Genomic DNA, 25275 nt, shown 5'->3' on the forward strand with positions numbered 1-25275 from the left:
ACAGGCACTATAGAGAACGGCGGAGTACACTCTCATACTCTTTCCGGCTCAGCAACGGACAACGGCTCGCATACGCATACTATTACCGGCGGGGCTATTTCCGGTACCGTAAGCAGCTCCGGTTCTGGCACAGCGTTCGACAATAGGCCGAGTTACTACACGCTAATCTATATTGTCAAAGTGACCGCGGCGGGGGGTTGATTTTGTCGTTCAATCAGCGTTGCCATGTCTGCTGACGCAGACACCTCTCTGTCTTGCGCAAAGCGCAAGACATCTCCCCTCAATTGAGGGGAGAAAACTAATGAGAATTGGATTTTAGTTATCTCCCCTTACTCGAACTTCACAAGCGTGAGCGAAGTGAAGTGAGAGTAACAAGCGCGTAGCGCGACGTTATTATTAGACAGAGGGATGTCCAGCGTAAGCTGGACATTACAGATATGCTAAACTTACCATGATTGGACACTGAGCCTGTATCCTACGGATACGCTGGCGAAATGACCGTTCTAAGGAGAGGTTTTTATGCGGGAAATTTTTCAGAGAGTCAGCACACGTAAATTCACCGAACAAAAGGTATCTCAAGAACAAATAAAAAAACTGCTCGCCGCCGCGATGCAGGCGCCGTCGGCCTACAATCAGCAGCCCTGGGAATTTCTGATCATCGAGAACAAAGACCTGCTCCAAAAATTTACCGGGATACACCCTTACGCCAAGCCGTTATTGAGCGGCGCGGCGGTCGGCATTTTTGTCCTGTGCGCCAAAGACCGCCTGCAATTGCCGGAGATGGCTGGACAGGATCTATCCGCCGCCACGCAAAATATTCTGCTGGAAGCGGTGCATCTGGGCTTAGGCGCGGTGTGGCTGGGTGTCAACGGCCATCAGGAACGCGCGGCCGCGGCCAAAAAATTATTTAATCTGCCGGAAAATATCGAGGTTTTTTCAGCCATTACCGTCGGGTACCCAGCGGAGAGCAGAAAAGCCGAACCGCGTTACGACGAACAGCGCGCGCACTGGGAAAAATACTAATTAGACTTACGCCAATTCGGCCAGCGCTTTGACCGCTTCTTCTTTGGTCGGCGCGACGCCGTGGTAATTAACTTTGTTTTCCATGAAAGACACGCCTTTGCCTTTGACGGTGTTCGCCAAAATGTACGCCGGCTTGCCTTTGAGCGTGTCCGCCCTGTCCAGCGCGGCCAGTATCTGCGGCAGGTCGTGGCCGTCGATCTCCAGCGCCTCGAAACCAAACGCGCGCCATTTGTCCGCCAGCGGCTCCAGTCCCATAACCCGCTCGGTCTCGCCGTCGATCTGCAGGCGATTGCGGTCGGTAATGACCGTCAGATTGTCGAGTTTGTAATGCGCCGCCGCCATAGCCGCTTCCCAAACCTGGCCTTCCTGACATTCTCCGTCACCGGTCAGGCAATAGATGCGGCTGTTCAGTTTGTCCATTTTAGCGGCCAGAGCCATGCCGACTGCCACGGAGATGCCCTGCCCCAGCGAGCCGGTGGAAATCTCCACGCCGGCGACTTTGCGCATGTCGGGGTGTCCTTGCAGCGGCGAACCGATTTTACGCAGCGTGAGTTTCGTGTTTTCGTCAATATAGCCGGACAGCATCAGCGCCGCGTAAAGCGCCGGGGCCGCGTGGCCTTTGGACAGGATAAACCGGTCGCGTTCTTTCCATTGCGGATTTTTAGGATCGTGGCGCATCCTGGAAAAATACAACGCGGCAATAATATCCGCCGCCGAGAGCGAACCGCCGGGATGTCCCGAACCGGCTTCGGCTAGCATTTCGATGATCAAACGGCGTATCTTGCGCGCGATCTCGGCCAGCTCTTTAACGTCATTAGCCATAGGATATATAGTATAAGGCAAGCAGGCGGTTTTGTATATTTAAGGATTACCGCTTCAGACCAAGCGTCAGCGCTAAACCATCCTCTATCTCCGTCAAAACTTTTCCGTCCAGTTTGGAACGCTTTTGCCGCAGCCGTTTTTTATCAATCACCGTAATCTGCGAAACAACCGCCACAGAATCTTTGCGCAATTTGGTTTTTTCTTTCGGTGCAAAAACATTGCCGGGCGCGCGCGCCAGAGCCAGATTTGTCGTCAGAGGCACTATTATAACTGTGTTGATTTTGCTTTGATTGAACGCGTCGTCTTGCATAATCACCGCCGGCCTTTTGAAAGCCGGTTCGCTGCCAAAGGGCAGGCCGAAATCGACCCACCAAACTTCACCACGCATCATGTTTAGTTAAATTCCGCAGCGCAGCCAAGCCAGCCGGTAATTCTACATTTTTATTTTGGGCATAAACTTCGTTTAACTGGTCGGTTATCTTTTGTTTATTATAGGAATGACTATCAATGTATTCAGCCAAAGCCAGAGCGTAAAACCGGCTGCGCGGCATGTCCATAAAACGCGCGACACTTTCTGCTGTTTCGTATAAATCGTCTGGAAGTGATATTGCTGTTTTCATATTAAAAGTATAACTTTGGTATAACCGGCTGTCAAGCGGACGTTTTTCAGCATCTCATTTAAGGCTCGTCCTGTCCAGTTTCCAACTCACTAATTCTAGCCTGCAGCGCGGCGTTTTCTTCTTTCAGTTGCGCATTTCCGGCTCAAATATTGGAAGCATCACGATAAATATTTTCGATCCCATATTTCTCTTTTATTATTGTTTCATCAATAGGCAATAAAGGGGAAAAAATATAATATTTTGTTCCGGCCTCATCTAAAGAAAAATGGCTAATCCGCACTCTTTTGGTTGTCCCGTCAGCTAAATGTATTTCTTGATATTGTGGATAACGCAAATTTAATCCTTTTAAATTACCCGTTGAATAAAAATATATCGCATCGGGGCATCCTTCACTACAAACATAAAGTATATTTCCATTTGGCAAATGAATATTTATTATACCGGCAGCTAAAGCCGCACTCTCTAACCTAAAGTCTGGATACAACCATATATGAGACGCTGTAAAAGTATCTCCCGCGAATGGCGCGTGTATTTCTGTAGGCTTTATTATCTCTAAATCAATACTGTCGTGAAGTAAATCCACACATCCTTTACTTATTTCAACAGTCTCCCCCGAAGCTATCTGTACCGTCTGCGGCACAAGATGAAAGCTGGTCCTGCCCAGCAATTTTGTAAAACGATCTATTAACAAAGTCTGTCCGGAAGCGAATGTAATCTTTATCGGCTCGGCAAAAAAAATTTCGGTATAATAACAGAATCCACATTTTTGCTGCTCAATCTTCATTATTTTTGCCGTATCAACATTATATCGATTAAATACAGCAGAAATTTTTGCCTGTTCTGCCAGTTCTTTATACTGTTCTGTCCAGAGCATAGCCTTTCGATCTTTAAAGTTTAAAATCTTGCCATACATAAATTCTCCTTGTTTTTTACAAAACTCATTTCAGCATATCGTCTATTTTCAGCAGAAATATCTTCGTTTATATATCGCAACTATTCCAGGAAAGTTTCAGTTTTTATGCCTCCGCCAGCGTCCTTTTTTTGCGGCGCAAGCGGTGAAAGGTCACGGCAAAACGGTGCGCCTCGTCGCGGACAGTCTGCAAAAGCCGCAAACCGCTGTCCCGCCGCGGCAGGACGAGCGGCTCACTGCGGCGCGGGATAAAAATCTCTTCCTCGCGTTTGGCCAGCGCGCACAGCGGTATATTCAAATTAAAATTTTTCCAGACACGCGCCGCCACGCTCAGCTGCCCTTTGCCGCCGTCGATGACCACCAGATCCGGCCTGTTGCTGTCGTCCAGCCGCATACAGCGCCGCGTCAGAACTTCTTCCATAGAAGCAAAATCGTCCGGCTTGTCCTGATTGATAATGTATTTGCGGTACTCGCCTTTGGCCGGCAGACCGTCCAGCAAGACAGCCTGTGAAGCCACCGTCTCACTGCCCTGAATATGCGAAATGTCATAACACTCGACGCGGCGCGGCGGGGTTTCCAGCGCCAAAATTTCCTGCAAACGCTTCAGGCCGTCCGCCGGCGAAGCTTCGCGGAGCTGCGCCATGATCCGCTCCTGCAAATATTTGCGCGCGTTGTAAACACCCATCTGCACAAAATCGAAACGAAAGCCGCTACGCGGCTGCCAGATCCTGGCCTGCCGCGCGCCCGCCCAGGCCGCGAATACCCCGCAGGCATAGTCCGCCGGCAAAATAATTTCCGCGGGGATAGTCTCGCCGGAATAAAAACTCAGCAGCAGGCGCTCAAAAGAATCCGAAGCCAGCGCGCGCTTGCCGCCGGCGCTGAAAGACCGACTGCCAATAATTCGTCCGTGCTGAATGCGCAGCAAAACCGCCGCCCAGATATTTTGGCCGGCGGCAAAACCCCAAACATCGCGGAAAATATTGTCCGGCGCGACCACGGACTGCGTGACCATAACTTTTTCCAGAGCCCGCAGCTTGTCGCGGCAGTGCGCGGCGGTTTCATAATCCAGATCTTGCGCGGCCGCGGCCATTTGTTTTTTCAGCTCCGCGTCAAGCGCGGCGTAATCCCCGCGCAAAAAATCTGTCAACGCGGAAATTTCTTTTTGATACGCTTCTTCTTTGCCACCGGAACAGGGCGCCAGACACTGGCCGATCTGCGCGTACAGGCAGGGTTTTTTACCAAATGTTTTGCAGCGGCGCAGGCCGAATATGCCCTGCACCGCGCGCAGGGCATCACGCACCGAGCCGGCATACGGGCCGAAATATTTGCCGCCGTCATTGAATCTCTGACGCGAGATGATCAGGCGCGCGTATTTTTCCGCGGTCAATTTGAGATACGGATAGCGCTTGTCGTCCTTGAGATCGATGTTGTACGGCGGTCTGTGTTTTTTTATTAAGGAGTCCTCCAGCAGCAGCGCCTCGCTTTCAGACGGCGTGACTATCGTGCTGAACTCCGCGATCCTGGCAACCAGCGCGGCGGTCTTGGCGTCTTTTTCCCCGTGAAAATACGAGCTAACGCGTTTCCGCAAATCTTTGGCCTTGCCGACATAGAGTATCTTGCCGCGCGCGTCGAGATGCAGATAGACGCCGGGTTTAGCGGGGAGATTTTTGAGGAGTTTGGCCAAATGCTCCGTTTGGTTCATTGAATGAATTTTAACACAGACCAACCCCGTTATCGGTAAAAGACAGCCCTTTCGGTGAACGAATGTCTTTGCCACGCCTCAAATTTATTTTTCAGGAAAATATTTTGGCAATATCCTGAAAACTCAAAAAAATTATCAAAGCCAGCAAAAGCCCCAGGCCCAAAGAATGTACGGCGCGTTCCAGGCGGGGGCTGGGCTGGCGGCGGAAAAGCAATTCGTAAAATAGAAAAAGTAGCCGCCCGCCGTCAAGCGCGGGAAAAGGCAGAAGATTGATCACGCCGAGATTGAGGCTCAACAAAGCGGCAAAGAGCCAGAAGACCGCCCAGCCCCGCTCAATCGCCGCGGCGGAAAAACTCAAAATGCCAACCGGACCGGAAAGCGCCGCAAAATCGCCGCGCGCAAAGATCAGGGCAAAATCATGCAGGATTGCTTTTAAGAATTGGCACATCATCAAAAAAGCTTTATAAAAGCCGGTCAGAAAAATTCCCTGCCGCGCGGCCAGCAAAAGATAAAGGATCAACCAGGCAAATAAGATATTGAACAGCGCGCCGCCGCCGACCACGCCCAAACGCGCCAGCCAGGATTTATTTTTGGCAGCATCGTCCGCCAGCTGCACATAACCGCCAATTGGTATCCAGCGCAGCGCATAAACAGTCCCACCACGTTTTACAGACCAAAGTTTGGCGCCAAAGCCGATATTAAAACTAATTACCGGCACGCCGGAAATTTTGGCAAAAAACCAGTGCCCCAATTCATGGATAAAAACAATCAAAGAGAGCTGCAGCAGCGCGGCCAGCAGAGCAAGCAGCATTTATTTTCGGCCGATCTTGCGGCTCAAAGCGGCGCGCATCATTTTTTCAAAAAAAGGCAGCGTTTCGGTCAGGCCGCTGTCCTCGTGCTGCAAAAGTTCGCGCGGTTTTTGCGCGCTGTGACTGATGCCTTTTTTGGACGTTTGCAGAAAATCCAGCAGATGCGCTATTTGTTCTGGCAGCTCATTGTTGAGCAGACACCGCGCGCGCACCGCCTCGGCCGCCTGCGAAACATTTTTGCCCTGCCGGTACATGATCTTATAAGCTTCTTTAATGACTGGCACGACTTCCGGCGGGACCAGCTGAGGATTGCGCCGCAAACCCACTTTATTGATCGAATAAACTTCCGCTGGATTGCCCTCGGCCAGCATAAAAGGCGGCACATCCTGAAACAGGCGCGAGTAACCGCCGATCATCGCCAGTTTGCCAATACGCAAAAACTGCGGCACCGCGACCATGCCGCCCAGCGTGGCATTGTCCTCCACGACAACGTGGCCGGCCAGCTGCACCATATTGACCAGCACGATATTGTTGCCGAGACGCACATTGTGCGCCAGATGCACGAAAGACATAATGAAATTATTGTCGCCGATTACCGTGGACTGGCCTTCGCCGGTCGCTTTGTGTATCGTCGCATACTCGCGGATCCGGTTGCCGCTGCCGATAATGACGTTGGATTTTTCGCCTTTGTAGCCGATGTCCTGCGGCTTGCCGCCGATAATCGCGCCGCGGCAGATCTCATTGTCGCAGCCGATGAATGTGTTTTCGCCGATAGTCACATTAGCGGCGATCTCCGTGCGGTCGCCGATCCGCGCGCCAGCCTCCACTATAGTATAGGGGCCGATCACCACATCCTCACCCAATTGCACGCTCGGGTCGACGCAGGCGGTTGGATGAATTTTGTGCGCCACAAAAGCTCCTATTGCTTTAAGATCATCATCTTCATTTCAGCCGCTTCGCAGACCACCTCGTCATTGACATAGACCGTGCCCTGACAAACGATTAGCGGATTGCGCAGCTTGAGTATTTTGACCACCAGTTTAAGCTGGTCACCGGGCACGACTGGTTTTTTCCATTTCACACCGTCAACACCGGCAAAAAGCGTGGTGACATTTTGGGGCACATCCGGCTGGCTCAAAGCAAAAATGCCGGAGGTCTGCGCCAGAGCTTCCACCAGCAGAACGCCGGGCATGATCGGCTGCGCGGGAAAATGTCCGTTAAAAAATTCTTCGTTGGCGGTCACATTTTTCAGCGCCGTGATGCTATCCGGCGTGATCTCCAAAACTTTATCCACCAGCAGAAACGGATAGCGGTGCGGCAACAATTTTTTTATCTGATTAATATCTAGCATTTATTCTCCTTTTTATTCGGCGCTGGAAACGACTTCCTGGCCGTTCGCGCCGTTATCCCGCACGAAGTATACTTCATAGAGGTTTTGGCGTGAAGCCTGTTTTTTAAGCTCGGCGATCTTTTGTAGCGATTTCTCCACGCCCATAAAATAAAAAGCCTCGGCCAAAATCTCGGCGGTTACGGCATTGGGCGCGATCACCACGATCTGCTGGATCGGTTCAACGGGCGAGGCCACCGGCAGGTATTTGCGCCAGGCCGCGGAATTCACATAATAAGAATCCTGCGTGTTCAAAATAACCACGGCCGCGTCGTTCAATTTCAAATTAAGATTTTCTTTTTCGGTCAATTTCAAAGACAATTTTTTGGCGCCGAAATAATAAGCCACGCTGCCAGCTTTGATCTGGCCGGCCAGCGCGTGTTTTTTTAAATAACCGCTGAGCAGATCTACCGCAAAACCGCGTTTGATATGGTCAAAATCAATTTCCGCATTGTTCAGGTAGCGCACGCGGGTCAGCGAGCGGTCTAGCGCGATATTTTTATAACCGAGGCTCGCCCTGGCTCTGGCCAAGCGTTCGGCGGTGGGCGTGGTCAAAGCAAAAATCTTGATGAGCGGCGACCAGGTAATGTCAAAATAACCGTTGGTAAAAGCCGAAGCATTTAGCGCTTTTTCGATCAAATCGTAAGTGCTTCTGCTGATTTCCAGACTGCGCCACGCGGCGTTGGCGTTGAGCGCGGAAATTTCGCTCAAAGGGCTTAATTTATTGAGGTTGGTGTCCAGCTCGACCAATTTGTCAAAAGCCGCGTTCAACGCGGTCTGCGCCGGTTTGATATTTTCTTTTTTATCGCTGATCCTGATCTGCGCCTCAAAAACATTGTCCAGATAAAAACCGGAGCGTTTTAATTCTCTCTGGCTGTCGCAGCCGGTTAAAAACAACAAGCCCAATCCCAGCGCCAGTAAATATTTTTTCAAGATTAGTTTACTCCTTTGCTTTTCTTAAAACTTTCGATCTCCCGCCGGATGCCGTCAAACACCGCGCGGGAAGTGATCGTCGCACCGGTAATACCGTCGTGGGCGCCGCCGTCTTTTTTGTGCCGCAGATTGTCCGTCGCGCGTCCCCGCAGGCTGTTCGCAAAACTCTTTTCCGTAATGCGCGTGCCCAGCCCGGGCGTCTCGGCTTGAGCCAAAACCTGCAGACCGCTGATCTGATAAGCCGGGTCCACGCCAACCAGCAGCTCGATGTCGGAACTATAGCCGCGCGTCCGTACCGGCAAAATATACCCGAGCAGGACACCGGAGGCGTCGTAAACTTCGCCCTCGACAACTTTGGCCAGCTCTGGAAAAAGTTTTTGCTGGCCGGCAAATTTGGCTTTTTCTTGATTGAGGGCTTTGAGCGGCGCGGTATACTCATATACCAGCGACAAAAGCCAGCCGGAGATTCCGCAAAAAACCGCTAAAATCAATCCGTACTTTAAAATAAGTTTAATAAGTCTGCTCATAATTATTTGTATACAGAGTATTTTATTTTTTTCTTAATGAACTCGCCCTTTTCGGTTTTGCAGATAATATTGGCGAAATACTCACCGGCCGCTGTGTCTGCCGGCAGAGATAACACACCTTCCCAAATCTCCCAGCCACCCGGCGCTGTGCCGCCGCGGGTCAGCAGCGCTGAAATAATTTTACTTTGTTCTGCAGCCAAGAATAACATAACCTGCTTGCTTTTGATAGACGCCGGCAGCAGGGCTTTGACGCGAATATCTTTAGCTGGCGCCAGCGGATGCGGGAAAAACTGCACGGTCAGCAGATCCTGCGCTGGCTTATTGTTCGGCGCCAGCACGCGGAAATAAAACGGCTTTTTATAGATCTGTCCGCTCTGGCTCTGCAAAAACACCAGTCCCTGCCGCTCACCGGTCTGCAGATCAGCCGGAGTTTTGTACTCGCCGCGGAAAATACCGCTGCCTGACGGCCGCAGCTTGGTGGTCTGCAGCGCGCCGTTGAGCCGCCCCCAGACCGCATAAGCGCGCGCCACGGCTAATTCCGGCGGCACGCTGATCTTTATAGTCTGCGCGCTGCCGCGGGTCAAAACCGGCGGCGTCAGCTCCAGATCGAGATACGGCGCCATGAGCGCCGCGCCGCTGTCGGCGGTTGCGTCCGCGCCGCTGTCGGCAGCTGTGTTCGCGCCGCTGACTTTCTGCTCTGGAGCGTCTTCGATCTCGTCCGGCGCGGGCCGCGCATAAAGCAGATCGTTGTGCGGCGGTTCTGGCGCCGCCGCTGGTTTTTGAAATGTTACGCGCAGATCATCCAGATAAAAAATACCTTTGTCCCGCTGGTCGGGACTGTAAACAAACACCGCGTATTTTACGGTCTGCGCCAGCGGCTCAAGATCTCCGGCCACAGCCACTGAATAAAGTTTCCACTCTGTATCCTGAAGCGGCGCGGAATACAACGGCTCGGCGTTGTAAATATTCTGCCCCAGACGGCCGTCATTGCTGCTCAGCAGATAGACCGCCAGACGTGCCTGCGGCGAACCGGAACCTTTGAGCCAAAACCGCAAGACCGGCCGCGCACCGTAATAATTGCGCGGAGAAAATTCCCGGGAAGCTACGCCAGCCCAGGCCTGCTGGCCAGCCAGATCGTAATCCACCTGCAGAGCGCCCTGTCCGGACGGGATTTGCAGATCCGCAAAATCTTTGTCGCGCGCGTGGATATTGCGCGCGCGGGCATGATTTTTCCACGGATAATGGTCGCCGCGGTTTTCAAAATCATCGACCAGCTGCTCGCGCCAGGAATCGAGTGTCAAAGGCACGGTGATCTTTTGCTCGGTCAGATTTCCCGCGGCGTCGCAGAGGGACACTGTCACAGTGTACTGACCGCTGTATTGATCAGAGTCCACTGTATATACGCCTGTATATACACCGTCTCTGGCGCGCGCGTCGCCGTCCTGTCCGGCGTCCCACAGCGGGATATTTTGCGTGAGGCCGGAAATGCTGAAAAACGCCCGGCCGTTCGGCTCGCCGCGCAGAGTTACGATCAGTTTATCCCGCACGCGCAGCGGCCGGCCCGCGGCATTGTGCGACACCGCCAGGATTTGCGGCGGCTCGCGGTCTACCTCCAGCAGCAGCTCTACGACCGGACTGCGATTTTGCCAGGCGTCAATCGCCTGCAAACGCACGGTCTGGCGCCGGCCGCCGCTCAAGCCATGCCGGTACTGCCAAAATCCGGGCGTGACGATTTGCAGCGCGTCATCCGGCAGGCCATTGATTAAAATAGTTTCCACATCTTTATCGACAGTGCCGTAAAAATAATTGGCGGAAGTGACCGGCAGAGACAACACCGGCGCGGAAGGCGGAATACTGTCGATAAAAATACGGTCGGTGGCCGGCAGAGAAACATTGCCGACATTGTCTACCGCAAAAACATAAAAATTATTTTCACCTTCGTCAGCGGTTTCCGCATCGCCGCTTTGATGCTGCACATTTTGCCACCAGCGCGAGTGGTTGCCCATGGCGTAATAACCCACGCCGGACTCTTGATCCGCGGCGTCCGTCCAGGTAACAAACACCTGCTGGCTGCGGCCTTTTTTCGGCTCGCCCGCGGGTATGTTTTCGCTCACGCGGTTCGGCCAAACACATACCCAGGTCGGCGGGTCAGGCGGCGTGGTGTCTTTGCGGACAGAAACCGCGCGCGTGGTAACATTGCCGGCCTGATCGTAAGCCGTGATAATAATATCCTCCGGCGCGTCAGTGGCTCTTATGGTGTAACGCGCTGACCAGACGCCGTCCGCTGTATTCCTGATCGGCGCTGGCCGGCTGTCAAAAGCCGGTGAAAAAGTGATCAAACGCACGCTGCTGCTGTCTTTGACCGCGCCGCGAATAATAAAATCCTTTTCCATTTCCAGCAGACCGCTGTAATACAGGATCGACGGCTCTGGCGAATAAAGATACAGCGAGTCAGTGTCTATGCCGGTCAGGGTTAGTTCCACCAGACCGTTGCCCGTACCGCGTTGTTCAACAGCGGGAATAATTTTTCGGTCTGGCTCAAGGCTTTCGCCGCGACTATTGAAAGCCAGTGTGCCAAAAGATTTTTGCGGCTCGCGTTCGACCCAAAAAATATCAAATCCGCGCAAATAGCCGGGCAATTGCTCGTTGTAGCTGCTATTGCCGCCAAGGCTCAGGCAGGAAAAATATTTGGGACTGTCCAGTGTGAAGACAAAGTTCTTTTCCCAGGAACCGGCGCGGGCGTTGTAACAGCAAAGCGTCGCGGTATTGCCCGCGATATAAACAATAAACACCTGGCCAGACGCGTCAAAAGCCACCGACGGACTGCCTGAGCCGGAAATATAATTTGTGGACAAACGGCTGATCGCGTTTGACCAAAGGCCGGCGCCGCGCACGCGGTGCAGCAACTGACCGCCGTTGCTCCAGACCACATGCAGATTATTTTGAGAATCGACAGCGACGGCCAGCTCGCGGCAATTGGCAGGCACTGTGCCAGGTTTTTGATTGGCTGCGGCGCTGATCTGCTCAAGAGCATCCCAGGTTTCCCGCGCCAGATCGAAAATCCGGCAAACCACTTCGCCTTTTTCCAGCCAGACCGCATACAGAGCGCGGTTGCGGTAATTGACGATCAAAGGCGTCTCGCTGTCACCGCCGGAAAGCTCGGTAATATCCTGCCAGATTCCGGCATCCAGATCGTACCGGCGCTGCAAGATCACGCCGTTGTTTTCCCAGACCAAATATATATCACCCAGGCCGGAAACCACCGCGCAGGGGTTTTGGCTTCTGTTGTGCGCGTCGGAAACTTTATACGGGGCAGACCATGACCCGCCGCCATTCACAGAATCCACCATATAAATCCCGCCGCCGCGCGCGTAAAAAATATAGAGCCGGCCAGCCGCGTTGCCGACGATCTGCGCGTCCGCCGCCGCGTCGACGATGATCTGCGGTTTGTCCCAGCTCAGACCAGCGTCAGCCGAACGCAGATAATGAACAGCCTGTCTGTCCGTATAAACCAGATGGATCTGGCGTCCCTGCCGGAAAGAATGCGGCACGGCTTTGCCGAAAATATCCGCATTGGCAATGCGAAGATCAGTCTGGCGCACCGTGTCCGCGGCCAAAACCAGACTACCAAACAACAAAAGGCCAAAAATCAGCTTAAAATACCGCATAAGGAAATTTTAACATAGCCATCGGGAAATGCGCTGTTAAATTTGTCTCATCTGTTTCGCAACTTGTTCATTAGCGGCGGGAAGCGGCGGTTAAGCTCCGACTATTCAGATTTTCGCCAATTGTTTAAAAAGCTGTTCCAGAGAAACCATATCGATACCCCGTTTTAGCGGCCAGCCTTTAGCGGCCGGGATCACCACAAAAGTATGCTGGGGCGCGATGTCTTCAATAGCCAGATAATTGCCTTTGGTTAAAGACGGCGAATAGGAAGCTTTGCATTCCAGAGCCAAAACTTTGCCGCCCAGTCTGACCACAAAATCCATTTCCGCGCCATTGGTCGTCCGGTAATGAAAAATCTCCGCGTCGGGACGCCAGCCCCGGATATTGGAGAGGACGATCTGTTCCCAGACCGCGCCAAAAGCCGGATGTCCCGACAGCTCCGCAAAAGAACGCAGTCCCAGCAAGGCCGCCGTCAGACCGGAATCAGCGACATATATTTTGGGCGCCTTGACCAAGCGTTTGCCCAGATTAGAAACATAAGGCGGCACCGCTTCCACCATATATGTGCTGGCCAATAGATCAATATAATTTTTTATCGAAACAGCGGACAATCCCAGCGAAGAGGACAATGTGGAATAATTAACAGTCTGCCCATTAACGTGGGCCAGCATCTGCCAGAGCCGCCGCATAGCCGCCGGAGCAAAACCAGCCCATTGCCGCAAATCTCTTTCCAGAAAAGCCGCGATGAAATTTTCTCGCCACTCATAAGAGGTTTTGCGGTCGGCAGCCAATAAACTGCGCGGAAAAGCGCCCGCCGCAAAATAACGATTCAGGCTGTAAGTTTTGGACAGCTCTGTCCAGAGAAAAGGCGTCAGTCTTTTATAAACAATGCGTCCGGCCAGAGATTCTGAGCTTTGCCGCAGCAGGTCGCGTGAGGCCGAACCCAGGATCAAAAACCGTCCCGTCCCACCCCAGTCATCCACTAAAGCGCGGATCAACGGGAATAACTCCGGCTGGCGTTGCACTTCATCAATACAGACCAGCTTGCCTTTTTGGGCGGACAAGAACCACTCGGCGTTCTCCAGCTTGCGCAAATCGGAGGGCCGCTCCAGATCCAGATAAACGCTTTTAGGAATTTTTTTTACGACACGCTTGACCAGCGTGGACTTGCCGCATTGCCGCGGCCCGGTCACCGCCGTTACTGGAAAACGCTTAATTGCCCGCAAGATGTCTTGTTCAATGATCCGCCGAATATACATAAACTGCTCCTAAAAATCATCCATGCAAATCTAAAATATGATTTTAGATTTGCATGGATATTATAACAGCCTATTTCAGCTAAAACAAGCCGCGGAGTAGTCCGGTCAAACGCCGCGCAGACCGCCGATAATTTCGGTGACTTTTTTTAAGCCTTTTCTTTGCAGATACCGCGTCAGACCGTCGATTATTTTCAGCGGCGTCAGCGGATCGCTGAAATTGGCCGTGCCAACCTGCACCGCCGACGCGCCGGCCAGCAGAAACTCCGCCGCGTCTGCCCAGGAGCTGATACCGCCCATACCAATAACGGGAATTTTGACCGCGCGCGCGACCTGCCAAACCATGCGCAGAGCAACAGGTTTGACCGCGGGGCCGGACAGACCACCGGTGATCGTGGAAAGTTTCGGCTTTTGCGTTTCCACATCGATCGCCAGACCCAGCAAAGTATTGATCAGCGACACCGCGTCAGCTCCGGCCTCCTCTACCGCCCGCGCGATAGACGCTATGTCCGTAACGTTGGGCGAGAGCTTGACGATCAGCGGTTTATCGCAAAAACGCTTGACCGCGCGCACCAGTCCGGCCGCCGCCGCAGGATCAATACCGAAAGCCATGCCGCCGGATTTTACATTGGGGCAGGAGATATTTAATTCTATGGCCGCGATCGCTTTTTGGCCGCGCAGCTTTTGAATGACCGCCGCGTAATCTTCCGGCGTCGAGCCGCTGACATTGACAATAACCGCGGTGTCCAGTCCGGCCAGGCGCGGCAAATGCTCCGCGATGAGATGATCCACGCCGTTGTTTTGCAGACCGACGGAATTGAGCAGGCCGGACGGAGTCTCCGCCAGACGCGGCGCGGGGTTGCCCTGCCGCGGCTCCAGCGTCGTGCCTTTGACCACGATACCGCCGAGTTTGGCAAGGTCGAGGAAGTCCGCAAATTCTCCGCCGTGGCCGTAAGTCCCCGAGGCGGTCAGCACCGGGTTTTTGAGTTTTAGGCCGGCGATATTCACGCGCAAATCTACCATGGCAAATCCTTCGCGCGGAAAACCGGCCCCTCCGTGCAGACGCAGACATTGCCGCTTTTTTTAATGGCGGTCACACAACCCAGACAAGCGCCGACGCCGCAGGCCATCACGGACTCTAGCGAGACCTGCAATTCAAAATTTTTTTCCGCCGCCAGTTTATGCAGAGCCTTTAACATCGGCTCCGGGCCGCAGGCATAGACCGCGTGACCCGCAGACAGCTCTTGCAATTCCGCGGTCACCAAACCCCTGACGCCCAGACTGCCGTCTTCGGTGGTAATTTTCACTTCCGCATAGCGCGCAAATTCAGCCGCGCGGACTATATCGTTTTTGGTTCGTCCGCCCAAGATCACCGTCGGTTTATTTTTTAATTGTTTGGCCAGCAGCAGCAAGGGCGCAATACCGCAGCCGCCGCCGACCAGCACGGCTTTTTTAGCGGACAGAGCAAAGCCCTGTCCCAAAGGATAAATGAGCGAAATTTTGGCGCCGGTTTTTAACTCCGCCAAACCGCGCGTACCGGCGCCGGCAATCTTTATTAAAAAGGATAATTTTGCGCCCTCGGCGTCGTGCACTGAAAACGGCCGGCGCAAAAATACATTTGGCGCGGACAGCATAGCAAATTGTCCGGCAGACACCTCAAGATTTTCACCAGTGTCCACAGTCAGCAGCAAATAAGCGGGCTTGAGCAGTTCGACAGAAACGACCGCGGCCTGAAGGAGTTTTTTCATTATTTTATTATATAACAAAATTCCTGCAACAGCGCGGCGCTGCTTACGATATAATTACAGGGTGTTACGATGCAAACCAAACAGATAGCCACGCCTCTGGATCTGGAATTGGAGCTGGATTTTCCGGAGGCGTCCTGTATACTAGACTCGCAGCTGGCCAAAGAGCTGGAATACTGCGCCGCTGAACTGCTGTGGAAAACCGGCATTGTTTCCTCAAATATTTCTAGGGGCAATTCGGTTTTTCGGCCGCTCTGGAATTTACACGACATTGTAGAAAAAATCTCCGGTTATCTTCGGCTTGTTACCAGGAACAAATCGTTTTTTTCCAGAGCCGCGCCGGAAATAACCAAAAACAACCATGCTGTTTACCTGTTGGCCAGAGAAAGCTCACAGCAAATCGAAACCTTTTTGTGGAAATTTTCCCTCGCTGACAAGGAAGAAAACACCGCTAAATCACTGGCGAAAGAATTTTCCGGCCGGTTGCAGGAAAAACTTATTCAAAACACAAAAACTATCCACGCCTGGGTCAACCACTTGTTAAAACTTTCCAGTGCCGCCAGTCAAACAAAGAATTAAAAATCAGGCTATAATCCCGCTATGAGCTGGCGGTTAAAACTCGCGGTGTTCTTAATGCTGATCTCTGTGCTGGCCTGGCCGGCCATAGCCGTCTCGCCGCTGCTGCCTTTGCCCGAAAAAGGCCGGGCAATTTGCGCGGTCGGCGCGTTCCTCTTTGGCCAGATCACCTGGAACGCCGGACTCATTATCGGCGGCGTGGAAGCTGTAGCCAAACGCAAAGAATTACTCATGTGGTTTAAAAAGATTTTCCAGAAATAATTCGCCGCCGCGCTTGCCAGACGGGGAGATTTTCCGCTAGAATAAATCCGAGCAGTACGAAAGGAACAATTATGTCTCCGCTGCTCGGTTTTTCATTTTGCCACGATTTCTCTCTCCTGCGCCTGCAGGCTTTGTTGCAAAAATATCCGCTGGAAAAAGTCTGGTCAGGATTTACGGCGCGGGATCTGCAGGAGTTTGGCATTAAGGCCGATCGTTCTGCGGAAATTCTGCGGCTGCGGGACACGCTGGATTTAAACAAATATCAAGAGCGTTTGCGCCGCCAAAATATTTCTGTCCTGGATTATTTTCAAGCGGAATATCCGGCGTTGCTCAAAGAAATTTTCGATCCGCCGCTTGTGCTTTACAAAAAAGGCAGCCTGCCTCTCGCGGATATTTCCGGCATCGCCGTGGTAGGCACCAGACAGCCCGATCATTACGGACTCCAAAGCACAGCCGGGATCGTCCGCGCGCTGCCCGGCCAAACAATAGTCAGCGGTCTGGCTCTGGGCATAGACACGGCGGCGCATCAGGCGGCGCTGGAAACTGGAGCGCCGACGATCGCAGTGCTCGGCACGCCAGTGGATAAATGTTTTCCCGCTGGCAATTACAAACTCTACGAACGGCTCAGCGCGGAGCATGCCGTAATCTCCGAATATCCGCCTGACACGCCTTACAATAAATGGAGTTTTCCGCGGCGCAATAGGATAATCACCGGCTTGAGCCGCGCCACCATAGTCATCGAAGGCCGGCTCACCAGCGGCGCGCTCATCTCCGGCAAGATCGCGCTGGAGCAAAACCGCGAAGTTTACGCGCTGCCCGGACAGCTCGGCAATCCTCTGGCCGCCGGGACAAACTGGCTGATCGCGCAGGGCGCTAAACCGATCTACGATCTGGAAATACTGCGGCGGGAGATTTGCGGCGCACAACTGCCGCTGGTTTTTGCCAAACCCGCCTATGCCCTGACCACCGACGAAGCCAAGATCTACGAGCGCCTGCCAGCTGACGGCACGACCGCTCTGGACGCGCTACTGGAAGATTTTGATCTGGCTTTTTTGAGCAAGACTTTGCTGCAAATGGAGATAAAAGGCATGATTAGTATTTTGCCCGGGAAACAAATTTTGCGGATCTAACTGTTTAATCTGTTTAATTTGCTAAAACAAAAGCCCCGTTCACAGGGGACGGGGCTAGAAAAGAGCAAACTACTTGTTGACCAAGTCTTTGAACTCTTTGCCGACAACGAAACGCACAATTTTGCGCGCGGCAATTTTGATCTCCTTGCCGGTCTGCGGATTGCGTCCGGTGCGGGCCTTGCGCGCGGCTCTTTTCCAGGTGCCGAAACCAATCAGCTGCACGGCTTTGCCGGCCTTGACCGATTTCTTGATCGCGTCCAGCAGAGCGTCGAGCGCTTCTTTGGCTTTAGTTTTCGGCAGATCGACCGCTTTAGCGATCACGTCGATTAACTCTTGTTTATTCATTTTGAAATTCACCTCCCCCGCTGTTTAAAACTGTTAGAGCATTATAGGCAAACGTTTTTTGAGAAGTCAACTAAAAATGTTAAGATTCTTTTTATGAACACACTTATTTGCGGCCCGGCTGGTTGCGGCAAAACGACTAAACTCATTGCCGAATACATCGCCTTGAAAAAAGAAAACCCGCTGCGCCGCGCTGTTCATTTTCTCGTGCCGACAGCCGAACACGCGGAGAGGATCAAAGAGCTGGTTTTGGCCGAGCTGCCCAATAAATGTCTGGCTGCCGCCAACATTCAAACTCTCGACAGTTTTATTTATCGAGACGGCTATATTTCCGGGCTGCAGAAACAAACTCTGTTGCAAAAAGTCTGCGCCGGTTTGGATCTGCGCCAATATTTTAATCCGGAGCCAAATAACGCTCTGCTGGCCAATCCGGATTTTTTAGCGGCGTTATCCGATCTGCTCAGCGAGCTGAAAACCTACCGCGTGCCGCTCCAGACGCTGGCCCGGCTGCCCAGCCAGGATAAATACGCCGAATTAGAGAAAATCTGCGCCGCGTATCAAGCGGAACTGACCACGCAAAAATTGTTTGACAAAGAAGACTCTGTCCAGAATTTCCAGCCGCCGGCCCGCGGCGCTGTTATTTTCTGCGACGGCTTTACAGAATTTACGCCGCTGCAATTTGAGAGCATCCGCCGGCTCAGCGCGGACGGATGCCGGTGCGTCTTCACGCTGCCGCTCGGCACGCCGGACAATAAATTATTTATCCCGGCCCAAAAAACCGCGGCCAAATTTAAAGCGCTGGGGTTTCAAACTATTACGCTGGAAAAACCCTGCCGCAGTCAGGACAAAATCCTGCAGGCGCTGGCGTTGCACTGGGGCGAAAAACTGCCGCCCGCCAAAAGCAGTGAAAATCTGCCGGACTGCGGCAGTCTCAAGATACTCGCCGCCGGCAACCGCCTGCAGGAAATCGAGGCGATTGCCCGCGCAATCTTAAGGCAAAAAAAAGCGGCGCGGCCTGCGCCGCTCAATTGGTCGGACATCGCCCTGATCTTTCGGCGCATCGGCAATTATCAATTTCTAATCAACGAGGTTTTTCAGCGCTACGGCATTCCCGTGGAAATTCACGAAGGCATCAATTTGCGCAATCAGTTTATCGAATGGCTGCTGTCTCTGCGTGACGTGCTGGCCGGAAGACCGGCTGAAAACTCTGCTGAGAGCGTAGACCGGGAAACTTTATTGGCGTTGCTCAAATCCGCTTATGCCAAATACGCTCAGCAACCGCTCGACCCGGAAGCCATAACCGCGCTGGAAACCGCCCTGCCTTTTCAACCGACAGTTAAAGAAATTCTCGCGGTCTGCGACCAGCGGCTGGCTAATTATCTGCAAAAAGTTTTTAGCCTGTCGGTTAAACTGCAGGCCGCGCAGGATTTCAGCCAAATTCAAGCAGTCCTTGAAGAATTTTATAAATTTAACAGCTGCCGGAGCACGCTCAAAGCAGACCTGGAAATTCCCGAACTGGAAACCAGCGTCATACACGTCAACCGCGCCTACAGCAGGCTGCTGGAAATACTCGCTGAACTGCAGGAAATTCAGCCGCCGGGTCTGCCAGCCGATGAACTCTGGAGCAAGCTGCTGCACTCCCTGCAGGAATTAACGGCCGCGCGCAAACGCAACGGCGATCAGGTGCAGGTCTATGACGCGCCAAGCGCCAGACAAAAAGAATACAAAATAATCTTCCTAGCTGACCTAACCAGCAGCAGTTTTCCGGCCAGAGCCGCCGAGTCTGTGCTGCTCAAGGATTACGAAAAAGCCGAGCTGGGAAACACCGGGTTAAAATTAACCAGCGACAAAATCTTGAATGAGAATTTGTTTTTTTACCAGACGATCACGCGCGCGCAGGAAAAACTTTATTTGTCTTATGCCGACCGCGAAGCCAGCGGCGGCGCGCTTAAACCAGCGCATTTCTTGGCTGAGCTGCAAAATTTCACCGCGCAAAAATTTGGCCAAAAAATACCGCGCGCCTATTATACGTATTCGCAGCTGCTGGGTGAAGCCGAGCCGCTCTGCCGCAGCGAATATGAGCGGCTGTACATTTACCGCGCTTACTGGGAAAAATGGCAAAAAGCGCGCGCCGATCTAAGCCTGGCGGACATTCCTGAACAGCAAAGAGAAAGCGATCTGCGTTTTTTGACGGAAGTCGTGCGCCGCAAAGACGACCCTAAAAATCTACGGCAGGCCGCGCAAAACGCCGCTAAAGAATTACAGAAATTAAAGAAATTCAGCGCTAAGGAATTGGAAACTTTTTCACGCTGCGCGTTTCGTTATTTTTGCGAGCAGGTTTTAAATTTACAGGTCTATCAGCCGCCGAGCCATTACGCCGCAGATTATCCGGTGATCCTGGGCGCGATCCAGCATGCGGCGCTGGCCGAATATTACAGTCACCCCCAGCCGCGGCCGCCGCTGGCTGAAATTTACCGCCGGCTTTATCCGCTGCCAAAATTTCAGGAGCAATTTCCGCAGATGCCGCGGCGGCAGGCTGAACTGGAATATCAAAAAACCGAAGCTGTTTTAAAAAATTTCGTTGCGCTGGATGAACAAATACAAAAAGCGCGGCAGGCGGAGACTTTGCATTGCGAATATGAATTCAGGCAGAATCCGGCAACTGGAGCAGACCGGCGTTATCAAATCGACGGAAACTTTATTTCTGGAGTCATTGACCGGATTGACAGGATCGGCGAAAATTTTTTCCTAATCCTGGATTACAAAACCGGCGCGCTACCGCCGCTCTCCGTCAAAAACTTCAACCAAAAAATCCTGCCGCAGGCCTGGCTTTATGTTCTCCTGTATCAGAGCGTGACCGGCCTGCGGCCGGCCGGCGCGGAGTATGCGCGACTCAAAACCAACGAGCGCAAAGGCCTTTATCGCAAAGACAGCGGTGTTTCTCCTCAGGGAATTTCCGCCGCGGAGATAAACAGCCTGCTGGAGAAAACTCAGGAATTGATCCGCGAATATTTCGCCGCCTTGCAAAGCGGAAATTTTTATCAAAATCACGACAAAACATTCTGCCGGAAATGTCCGGCGGAAGAGATCTGCCGCAAAAAACAAACCAAGATCCGTTTGGGAGCGTGAAATGATTGAGCTAACTAAAAAACAAAAAGAAATTATCGACCTGCGCGGCGACAATATCAGCATCAATGCCAGCGCCGGCTCGGGCAAAACGTTCACGCTGATCGAGCGCATCACCGCGCTGCTCTCTGCGGGGATTCCCGCCGGCAGAATTCTGGCCGTGACTTTTACCGACAAGGCGGCGCAGGAGCTTAAAACCAGGCTCATCGCGCGGGCGCAGGAAAAAGACCTGCCTTACTGGGAGATCGAAAGCGCTTACCTTGGCACGTTTCACAGTCTGGGCGGACGGATCCTGCGTGAAAATTGTTTTCAGGCCGGACTGCCGCCAAACTTTGAAACACTGTCCGAAATCCCCGCTGAGCTTTTGCTGGAAGAAACGATCGAAGCCTGTCTGGAAGAGCAATTGGCGGCGGGCAGCGCGACAACCGACAAATTGCTGGAAGCCTATTCCCGTCAGGATTTGGTCGAGTGCTGTGTAAAAATCCTCTCCGCGCTGCGCGCTTACGGGCTGCCGACAGAGAAACTCCGCGCCAAAACCGCGCCGCAAATTCAGGCTAAAATTTTAGAGATCAACGCAAAACAGCTGCGGCAAGTTTATGCGGAAATCCAAAATTTCTGCCGCGCGCTGTCCGGCCAGCCGAGCACGGAAAAATTTATGGAAATGCGCGCCGCCGCCGCTCAACTAGGAACCAAAGAATATTCTCTGGAAAATCTGCGCGCCATCGGAAAAATTATCGACCTGCGCAGCGGCGGCAAGACTGTCTCCGCCGACAAGGCTGCGCTCAAAGCAATACGCCGGCTGTGCGACAGCAATTACGATCTTATCTATTTTGCCGAAGACAAAGAGGCTGATTTTGCGGAACTAACCGTTTGCCTGAGCGGGCTGCTGGCGGATATTCAAACCGCTTATAACCAGCGCAAAAGCCAGAAAAACCAGCTTGACTTTGACGACTTGCAGGAACGCGCGCTGCGGCTGCTGGAAAACAATCCAGAGCTGGCCAAACATTATCAGGGATTTTTTGCCGCGGCGCTGGTTGATGAATTTCAGGACACCAACGAAGTGCAGGATAAATTGATCACGCTTCTGACCGGCCCGCGCAAGCTCTGCGTGGTCGGCGACTGGAAACAATCCATTTATCTTTTTCGCTATGCCGACAGACGCCTGTTCCAAAAATACCGCGAACGTTACGCTCAGGGCGCGGGGCAAAATCTGGACTTGCGGGAAAATTTTCGCAGCGCCAGAGAAATTATTAATTTTGCCAACGCGCTGTGCGCTCCGCTCTTTGCCGCCGACCGCGGCGCGCCAGCCTACGAGCCGCTGATCTTTGGCAATACCGCCGAGCTGCAGCAGCTGTCCGGGCACGTAGAAATTGCTTTTGCGCCTGTGCCGGAAAATCAAGACGGCCAAAAGAATACTGAATACAGCGCCGCGGAAAAGGCACGGCAAATTGAAGCTGTTTATATCGCGCGTAAAATTCAGACGCTGCAAAAAAACCGGCCTTTTTCGGATCAAAACAGATGCGCGCTGCTGCTACCCTATTTTTCGCATATCGACACTTTTACCGCCGCGCTCGATGCCGCCGGCTTAAAATACGTTTTGGAAAGCGGCGGCAGCTATTACAGTCAGGGCGAGATCGTTGATACTCTGAATTTCTTGAGCGCGCTGAATAATCCGGCTGATGATTTTCGGCTGGCCGCCGTGCTGCGTTCGGAAATGGTCAATCTCAGCGATCAGGCGCTCTTGCTTTTGACACGCGGCAAAAATAAAAAACAGCCGCTGTACGATCTACTGAATCATTTTGACCAAAAGATCTTAGCTAATATCGACGCAGAAAAATTAAAAAAATTTTTAACGAGCTATCGGGAATTGCGCGGTCTGATCGGCAAACTGCCTGTTTCCAAGATCCTGCAATTGACGCTGGAAAAAACTTTTTTTATCAATAACGCGCTGTCCTGCCGCGAAAATGCGGAGAGAAAATTAGCCAATCTAAATAAGCTGCTGGATATTTCCAAAAGTTTTGACGCCAGGAGCCTGCAATACTTCAGCAATTATATTCAGAAACTGCAGGAGAAAGAACAGCGCGAAGAAGAAGCCGATCTATCGGACAACAGCAGCGTGCGGATAATGACCATTCACAAAGCCAAAGGTTTGGAGTTTGAAAATGTTTTTGTGGCAGACCTGTACCGGCACCGCGATACACTGCGCTTGGCCAAAATAATTTTCCACAAAGACCTGTATCGAGACAGCCAGACCCAGGAAGAGCTTGGCATACCGCTGGCTTTGAGCAAGGCCGCCGATCAAGACACGCCGGAAGCCGACAATATCTCTCTGGCTTACGCGCACGCCAGAAAAAAACAAGAACAGCTAGAGCTGGAAGAAAGCCGCCGTTTGTTTTATGTGGCGATCACCCGCGCTAAAGAAAAATTGTTTTTGACTTCCGCCTGCCAGCCGCAAAAAGACAGCGAGCTGACGGAAGAGTGTCTGCAAACCCGCAACATCGGTCTCTGGCTGAGATATTTTTGCCTCCAGCAGCCGCAGCTCAAACACGGCGCGGCGGTCATTGAGTCCATTGAATCGCAGCCTTTGTCCAAATCGGCGCGGGCTATTATCAAACCACCAGAGCTTCAGGTCACGGAGTCCGCGCCGGCTGCCGAACCGCGTTACAAATTAAACGTTTTACCGGCGACTCTGGCCGCCTATCTTTTAGCCGACAGCCAAAAATTTATTCTGGATTATTTTCACGGTTTTGCCGCGGATGAATATCCGGCGGCGGAGAATAATTCTTTAGACCTGCAGAAAATCGGCACGGCCGCACACAAAATTATCGCCGCGGGCACGGCCGCGCAGGCAGAGCTGCCGAACAATCTTAACGCTGCGGAAAAAATCTATTTGCAGCGCTGTCTGGAAAATTACGCCAGATCCGCGCTGCCGGACTTGCTGCCCCCAACCGAGCATTTTCACGAAGTCAGTCTCGATTGTTTATTTGAGGGCGTGCATTTCAACGGCGTCGCCGACCTGCTCATCAAAACGAGGGACGGCTGGGAAATATATGATTTCAAGACTAGCCGGACGCATACACCGGAAAACGAAAGCCGGTACAGAAGCCAGCTGTCCGTTTACGCCGCGATCCTCCAGCGGCTGCTGCCCGGACAAAAAATCAAGGGTTTTCTTTTTTATTTATACACTGACCGAAATCCCGCGCCAGTGGAATTAAACGAAAACGTGTTGGCGGATTGTCTGCGGGAGATGCAGAAAATCAATGCCTCGGCGCGCGGCGCTGGCCGTCCCTGGCCAGACTTTTCAACATCGCAAAGATAACTTTGCGGGTAGGCACATTGAGCTTGTTGTAATTATTTAACAGCTCAAATTCCGTGGTTCTTTTATTCAGCTTGACCTGTGGTTTCCCTTCCAGCTTGCTGAACCACCAGTCCATATTGAGGCCGTATTTTTTATTGATGCGCAGCAGAGTGCGCAAATGCGGCAGACGTTCGCCGCGCAGCAGGCGGTAATATTCGCTGTAATCCATACCCAGATCAAAAGCGGTGGCTTCCACAGTCTGTCCGCTGTTCTGCCTGAGCAGAGCCAGCTTTTTGCTCAACAGCTCTTTCAGCTCAGTGTTGGTAATTTCTTGGTACATTAGACACATCCTTTTTTAGGCTGATTGACAAAGTCTAAATACCTGCTAAAATTCTTAACAGTACCAAAACACTAATGTGCTGATTGACCAATAAATTAAACAAGGGGGTATTTTTATGACCATAGCGGCAGGCCAGAAAATGTATGCGGACGATATTCTCAATCTGACATTTTTTCCGATAGGAACTATTTTGCAATTTAGCGGCAGCCAGTACAGCAGATTGACCAGCGCCAGAACGGAGGATAACAAAGTAATCTGGACACTGTGCGATGGCACAAGCGTCAACGAAATAGCCGTGCCAAATTTGGTGGATAAATTCCTGCGCGGCAGTTTAGCTTCCGGCGCGTCCGGCGGCGCGAATAGTCAGAGCGTGTCCTTGCAAACAGCCAATCTCCCCGCGCACAACCATGAAGCAACGGGACTATCTTTAAGCGGATTATCTGCGAGCGGCCTCTCGATAGCTACAAGCGGTGGACACACACATACAGTCGCCGGAACAGCAACTACTGCCAGCGGTGGCGGCGGACACATGCATAGTGTTTCCGGGACGTCGTCTTCCGCTGGTTCGCACAGTCATAATTTTCCAGTCACCGGCGCGAACAATAATGATCATTCTGGCTCTGAAGGTAATGGCGCAGCGGACACGGACGCCGGTTTTCACGACGATTCTTCTACCAGAGATGCCGGCGCGCATACGCATACTTTTTCATGTTCTACTCCTGAAAATGGCGGGACACATTCTCACGATGTTCATATAAATATGTCTACCGGCGAAAACGGCGGCTCACACTCGCATACGATC

General features: G+C 52.4%; 24 protein-coding genes. 8 read left to right on the plus strand and 16 right to left on the minus strand.

Annotated elements, in window-relative coordinates:
• Together LBJ25_04060 and LBJ25_04065 are read left to right on the plus strand one after the other, a co-directional pair.
• Nucleotides 1–201: hypothetical protein (locus tag LBJ25_04060; protein MDR1453127.1), on the plus strand; the 201-nt coding region annotated here is incomplete at its 5' end.
• A 318-nt stretch (nucleotides 202–519) separates the two neighbouring features.
• Nucleotides 520–1023 carry a nitroreductase family protein gene (locus LBJ25_04065; GenBank protein ID MDR1453128.1) on the plus strand — a complete coding sequence of 168 codons (504 nt, stop codon included), beginning with the start codon at nucleotides 520–522 and terminating at the stop codon, nucleotides 1021–1023.
• A 6-nt stretch (nucleotides 1024–1029) separates the two neighbouring features.
• On the opposite strand, the gene LBJ25_04070 is transcribed toward LBJ25_04065, so the two are convergent.
• From LBJ25_04070 to LBJ25_04135, 14 genes are all read right to left on the minus strand, one after another.
• Complete coding sequence (locus LBJ25_04070) at nucleotides 1030–1845, minus strand: transketolase (protein ID MDR1453129.1); 816 nt, start codon at nucleotides 1843–1845, stop codon at nucleotides 1030–1032.
• A 46-nt stretch (nucleotides 1846–1891) separates the two neighbouring features.
• Complete coding sequence (locus LBJ25_04075) at nucleotides 1892–2236, minus strand: type II toxin-antitoxin system PemK/MazF family toxin (GenBank protein ID MDR1453130.1); 345 nt, start codon at nucleotides 2234–2236, stop codon at nucleotides 1892–1894.
• Nucleotides 2223–2465, minus strand: a complete 243-nt coding sequence (locus LBJ25_04080) for a ChpI protein (GenBank protein MDR1453131.1) — start codon at nucleotides 2463–2465, stop codon at nucleotides 2223–2225. Before LBJ25_04080 ends, LBJ25_04075 begins: the two co-directional genes overlap by 14 nt.
• A gap of 142 nt (nucleotides 2466–2607) precedes the next feature.
• Nucleotides 2608–3378 (minus strand): hypothetical protein, encoded by a 771-nt coding sequence (locus LBJ25_04085; protein MDR1453132.1) that lies wholly within the window; start codon nucleotides 3376–3378, stop codon nucleotides 2608–2610.
• A 103-nt stretch (nucleotides 3379–3481) separates the two neighbouring features.
• The gene (gene uvrC, locus LBJ25_04090; GenBank protein MDR1453133.1) at nucleotides 3482–5077 is read right to left on the minus strand and encodes an excinuclease ABC subunit UvrC; all 1596 of its coding nucleotides are present in this window, start codon (nucleotides 5075–5077) and stop codon (nucleotides 3482–3484) included.
• A 91-nt stretch (nucleotides 5078–5168) separates the two neighbouring features.
• A complete protein-coding gene (locus LBJ25_04095; protein MDR1453134.1) occupies nucleotides 5169–5888 on the minus strand; it encodes a site-2 protease family protein in 720 nt (239 codons plus the stop codon).
• The gene (lpxA, locus tag LBJ25_04100; protein ID MDR1453135.1) at nucleotides 5889–6797 is read right to left on the minus strand and encodes an acyl-ACP--UDP-N-acetylglucosamine O-acyltransferase; all 909 of its coding nucleotides are present in this window, start codon (nucleotides 6795–6797) and stop codon (nucleotides 5889–5891) included.
• An 8-nt stretch (nucleotides 6798–6805) separates the two neighbouring features.
• Nucleotides 6806–7237, minus strand: coding sequence for a 3-hydroxyacyl-ACP dehydratase FabZ (fabZ, locus tag LBJ25_04105; GenBank protein MDR1453136.1), 432 nt, complete (start codon nucleotides 7235–7237; stop codon nucleotides 6806–6808).
• A 12-nt stretch (nucleotides 7238–7249) separates the two neighbouring features.
• On the minus strand, nucleotides 7250–8206 hold the full coding sequence (locus tag LBJ25_04110; protein MDR1453137.1) for an FAD:protein FMN transferase: 957 nt from the start codon (nucleotides 8204–8206) through the stop codon (nucleotides 7250–7252).
• A 2-nt stretch (nucleotides 8207–8208) separates the two neighbouring features.
• Nucleotides 8209–8733, minus strand: a complete 525-nt coding sequence (locus LBJ25_04115; GenBank protein MDR1453138.1) for an FMN-binding protein — start codon at nucleotides 8731–8733, stop codon at nucleotides 8209–8211.
• A gap of 2 nt (nucleotides 8734–8735) precedes the next feature.
• The gene (locus tag LBJ25_04120; protein ID MDR1453139.1) at nucleotides 8736–12401 is read right to left on the minus strand and encodes a hypothetical protein; all 3666 of its coding nucleotides are present in this window, start codon (nucleotides 12399–12401) and stop codon (nucleotides 8736–8738) included.
• A gap of 105 nt (nucleotides 12402–12506) precedes the next feature.
• Complete coding sequence (locus LBJ25_04125; protein MDR1453140.1) at nucleotides 12507–13658, minus strand: ATP-binding protein; 1152 nt, start codon at nucleotides 13656–13658, stop codon at nucleotides 12507–12509.
• A gap of 105 nt (nucleotides 13659–13763) precedes the next feature.
• The gene (locus LBJ25_04130) at nucleotides 13764–14678 is read right to left on the minus strand and encodes a dihydroorotate dehydrogenase (GenBank protein MDR1453141.1); all 915 of its coding nucleotides are present in this window, start codon (nucleotides 14676–14678) and stop codon (nucleotides 13764–13766) included.
• Entirely contained in the window at nucleotides 14672–15403 is a 732-nt protein-coding gene (locus tag LBJ25_04135; protein MDR1453142.1) for a dihydroorotate dehydrogenase electron transfer subunit, read from the minus strand. Before LBJ25_04135 ends, LBJ25_04130 begins: the two co-directional genes overlap by 7 nt.
• Nucleotides 15404–15472: 69 nt before the next feature.
• On the opposite strand from LBJ25_04135, the gene LBJ25_04140 reads away from it, so the two are divergent.
• The 3 genes from LBJ25_04140 (at nucleotide 15473) to dprA (ending at nucleotide 17367) form a co-directional block, all read left to right on the plus strand.
• Nucleotides 15473–15979: a hypothetical protein gene (locus tag LBJ25_04140; protein ID MDR1453143.1), complete on the plus strand. Its 507-nt coding sequence runs from the start codon at nucleotides 15473–15475 to the stop codon at nucleotides 15977–15979.
• 21 nt (nucleotides 15980–16000) lie between these two features.
• Complete coding sequence (locus LBJ25_04145; GenBank protein MDR1453144.1) at nucleotides 16001–16237, plus strand: hypothetical protein; 237 nt, start codon at nucleotides 16001–16003, stop codon at nucleotides 16235–16237.
• A 71-nt stretch (nucleotides 16238–16308) separates the two neighbouring features.
• A complete protein-coding gene (dprA, locus tag LBJ25_04150) occupies nucleotides 16309–17367 on the plus strand; it encodes a DNA-processing protein DprA (protein ID MDR1453145.1) in 1059 nt (352 codons plus the stop codon).
• 69 nt (nucleotides 17368–17436) lie between these two features.
• Here the strand turns inward: dprA and LBJ25_04155 are convergent, their stop codons facing one another.
• The gene (locus LBJ25_04155; GenBank protein ID MDR1453146.1) at nucleotides 17437–17712 is read right to left on the minus strand and encodes an HU family DNA-binding protein; all 276 of its coding nucleotides are present in this window, start codon (nucleotides 17710–17712) and stop codon (nucleotides 17437–17439) included.
• A gap of 93 nt (nucleotides 17713–17805) precedes the next feature.
• Between LBJ25_04155 and LBJ25_04160 the strand changes: the two genes are divergently transcribed.
• Entirely contained in the window at nucleotides 17806–20838 is a 3033-nt protein-coding gene (locus LBJ25_04160) for a PD-(D/E)XK nuclease family protein (GenBank protein ID MDR1453147.1), read from the plus strand.
• Nucleotide 20839: 1 nt separating this feature from the next.
• The gene (locus LBJ25_04165; GenBank protein MDR1453148.1) at nucleotides 20840–24154 is read left to right on the plus strand and encodes a UvrD-helicase domain-containing protein; all 3315 of its coding nucleotides are present in this window, start codon (nucleotides 20840–20842) and stop codon (nucleotides 24152–24154) included.
• Here the strand turns inward: LBJ25_04165 and LBJ25_04170 are convergent.
• Nucleotides 24093–24473: a helix-turn-helix domain-containing protein gene (locus LBJ25_04170; protein ID MDR1453149.1), complete on the minus strand. Its 381-nt coding sequence runs from the start codon at nucleotides 24471–24473 to the stop codon at nucleotides 24093–24095. The genes LBJ25_04165 and LBJ25_04170 overlap by 62 nt on opposite strands.
• 115 nt (nucleotides 24474–24588) lie before the next feature.
• Here LBJ25_04170 and LBJ25_04175 point away from each other — a divergent pair.
• A partial coding sequence (locus LBJ25_04175; GenBank protein MDR1453150.1) for a hypothetical protein occupies nucleotides 24589–25275 on the plus strand: 687 nt, incomplete at its 3' end.

It is taken from the genome of Candidatus Margulisiibacteriota bacterium, from assembly GCA_031268855.1.
In the GTDB taxonomy this organism is placed as follows: domain Bacteria; phylum Margulisbacteria; class Termititenacia; order Termititenacales; family Termititenacaceae; genus Termititenax.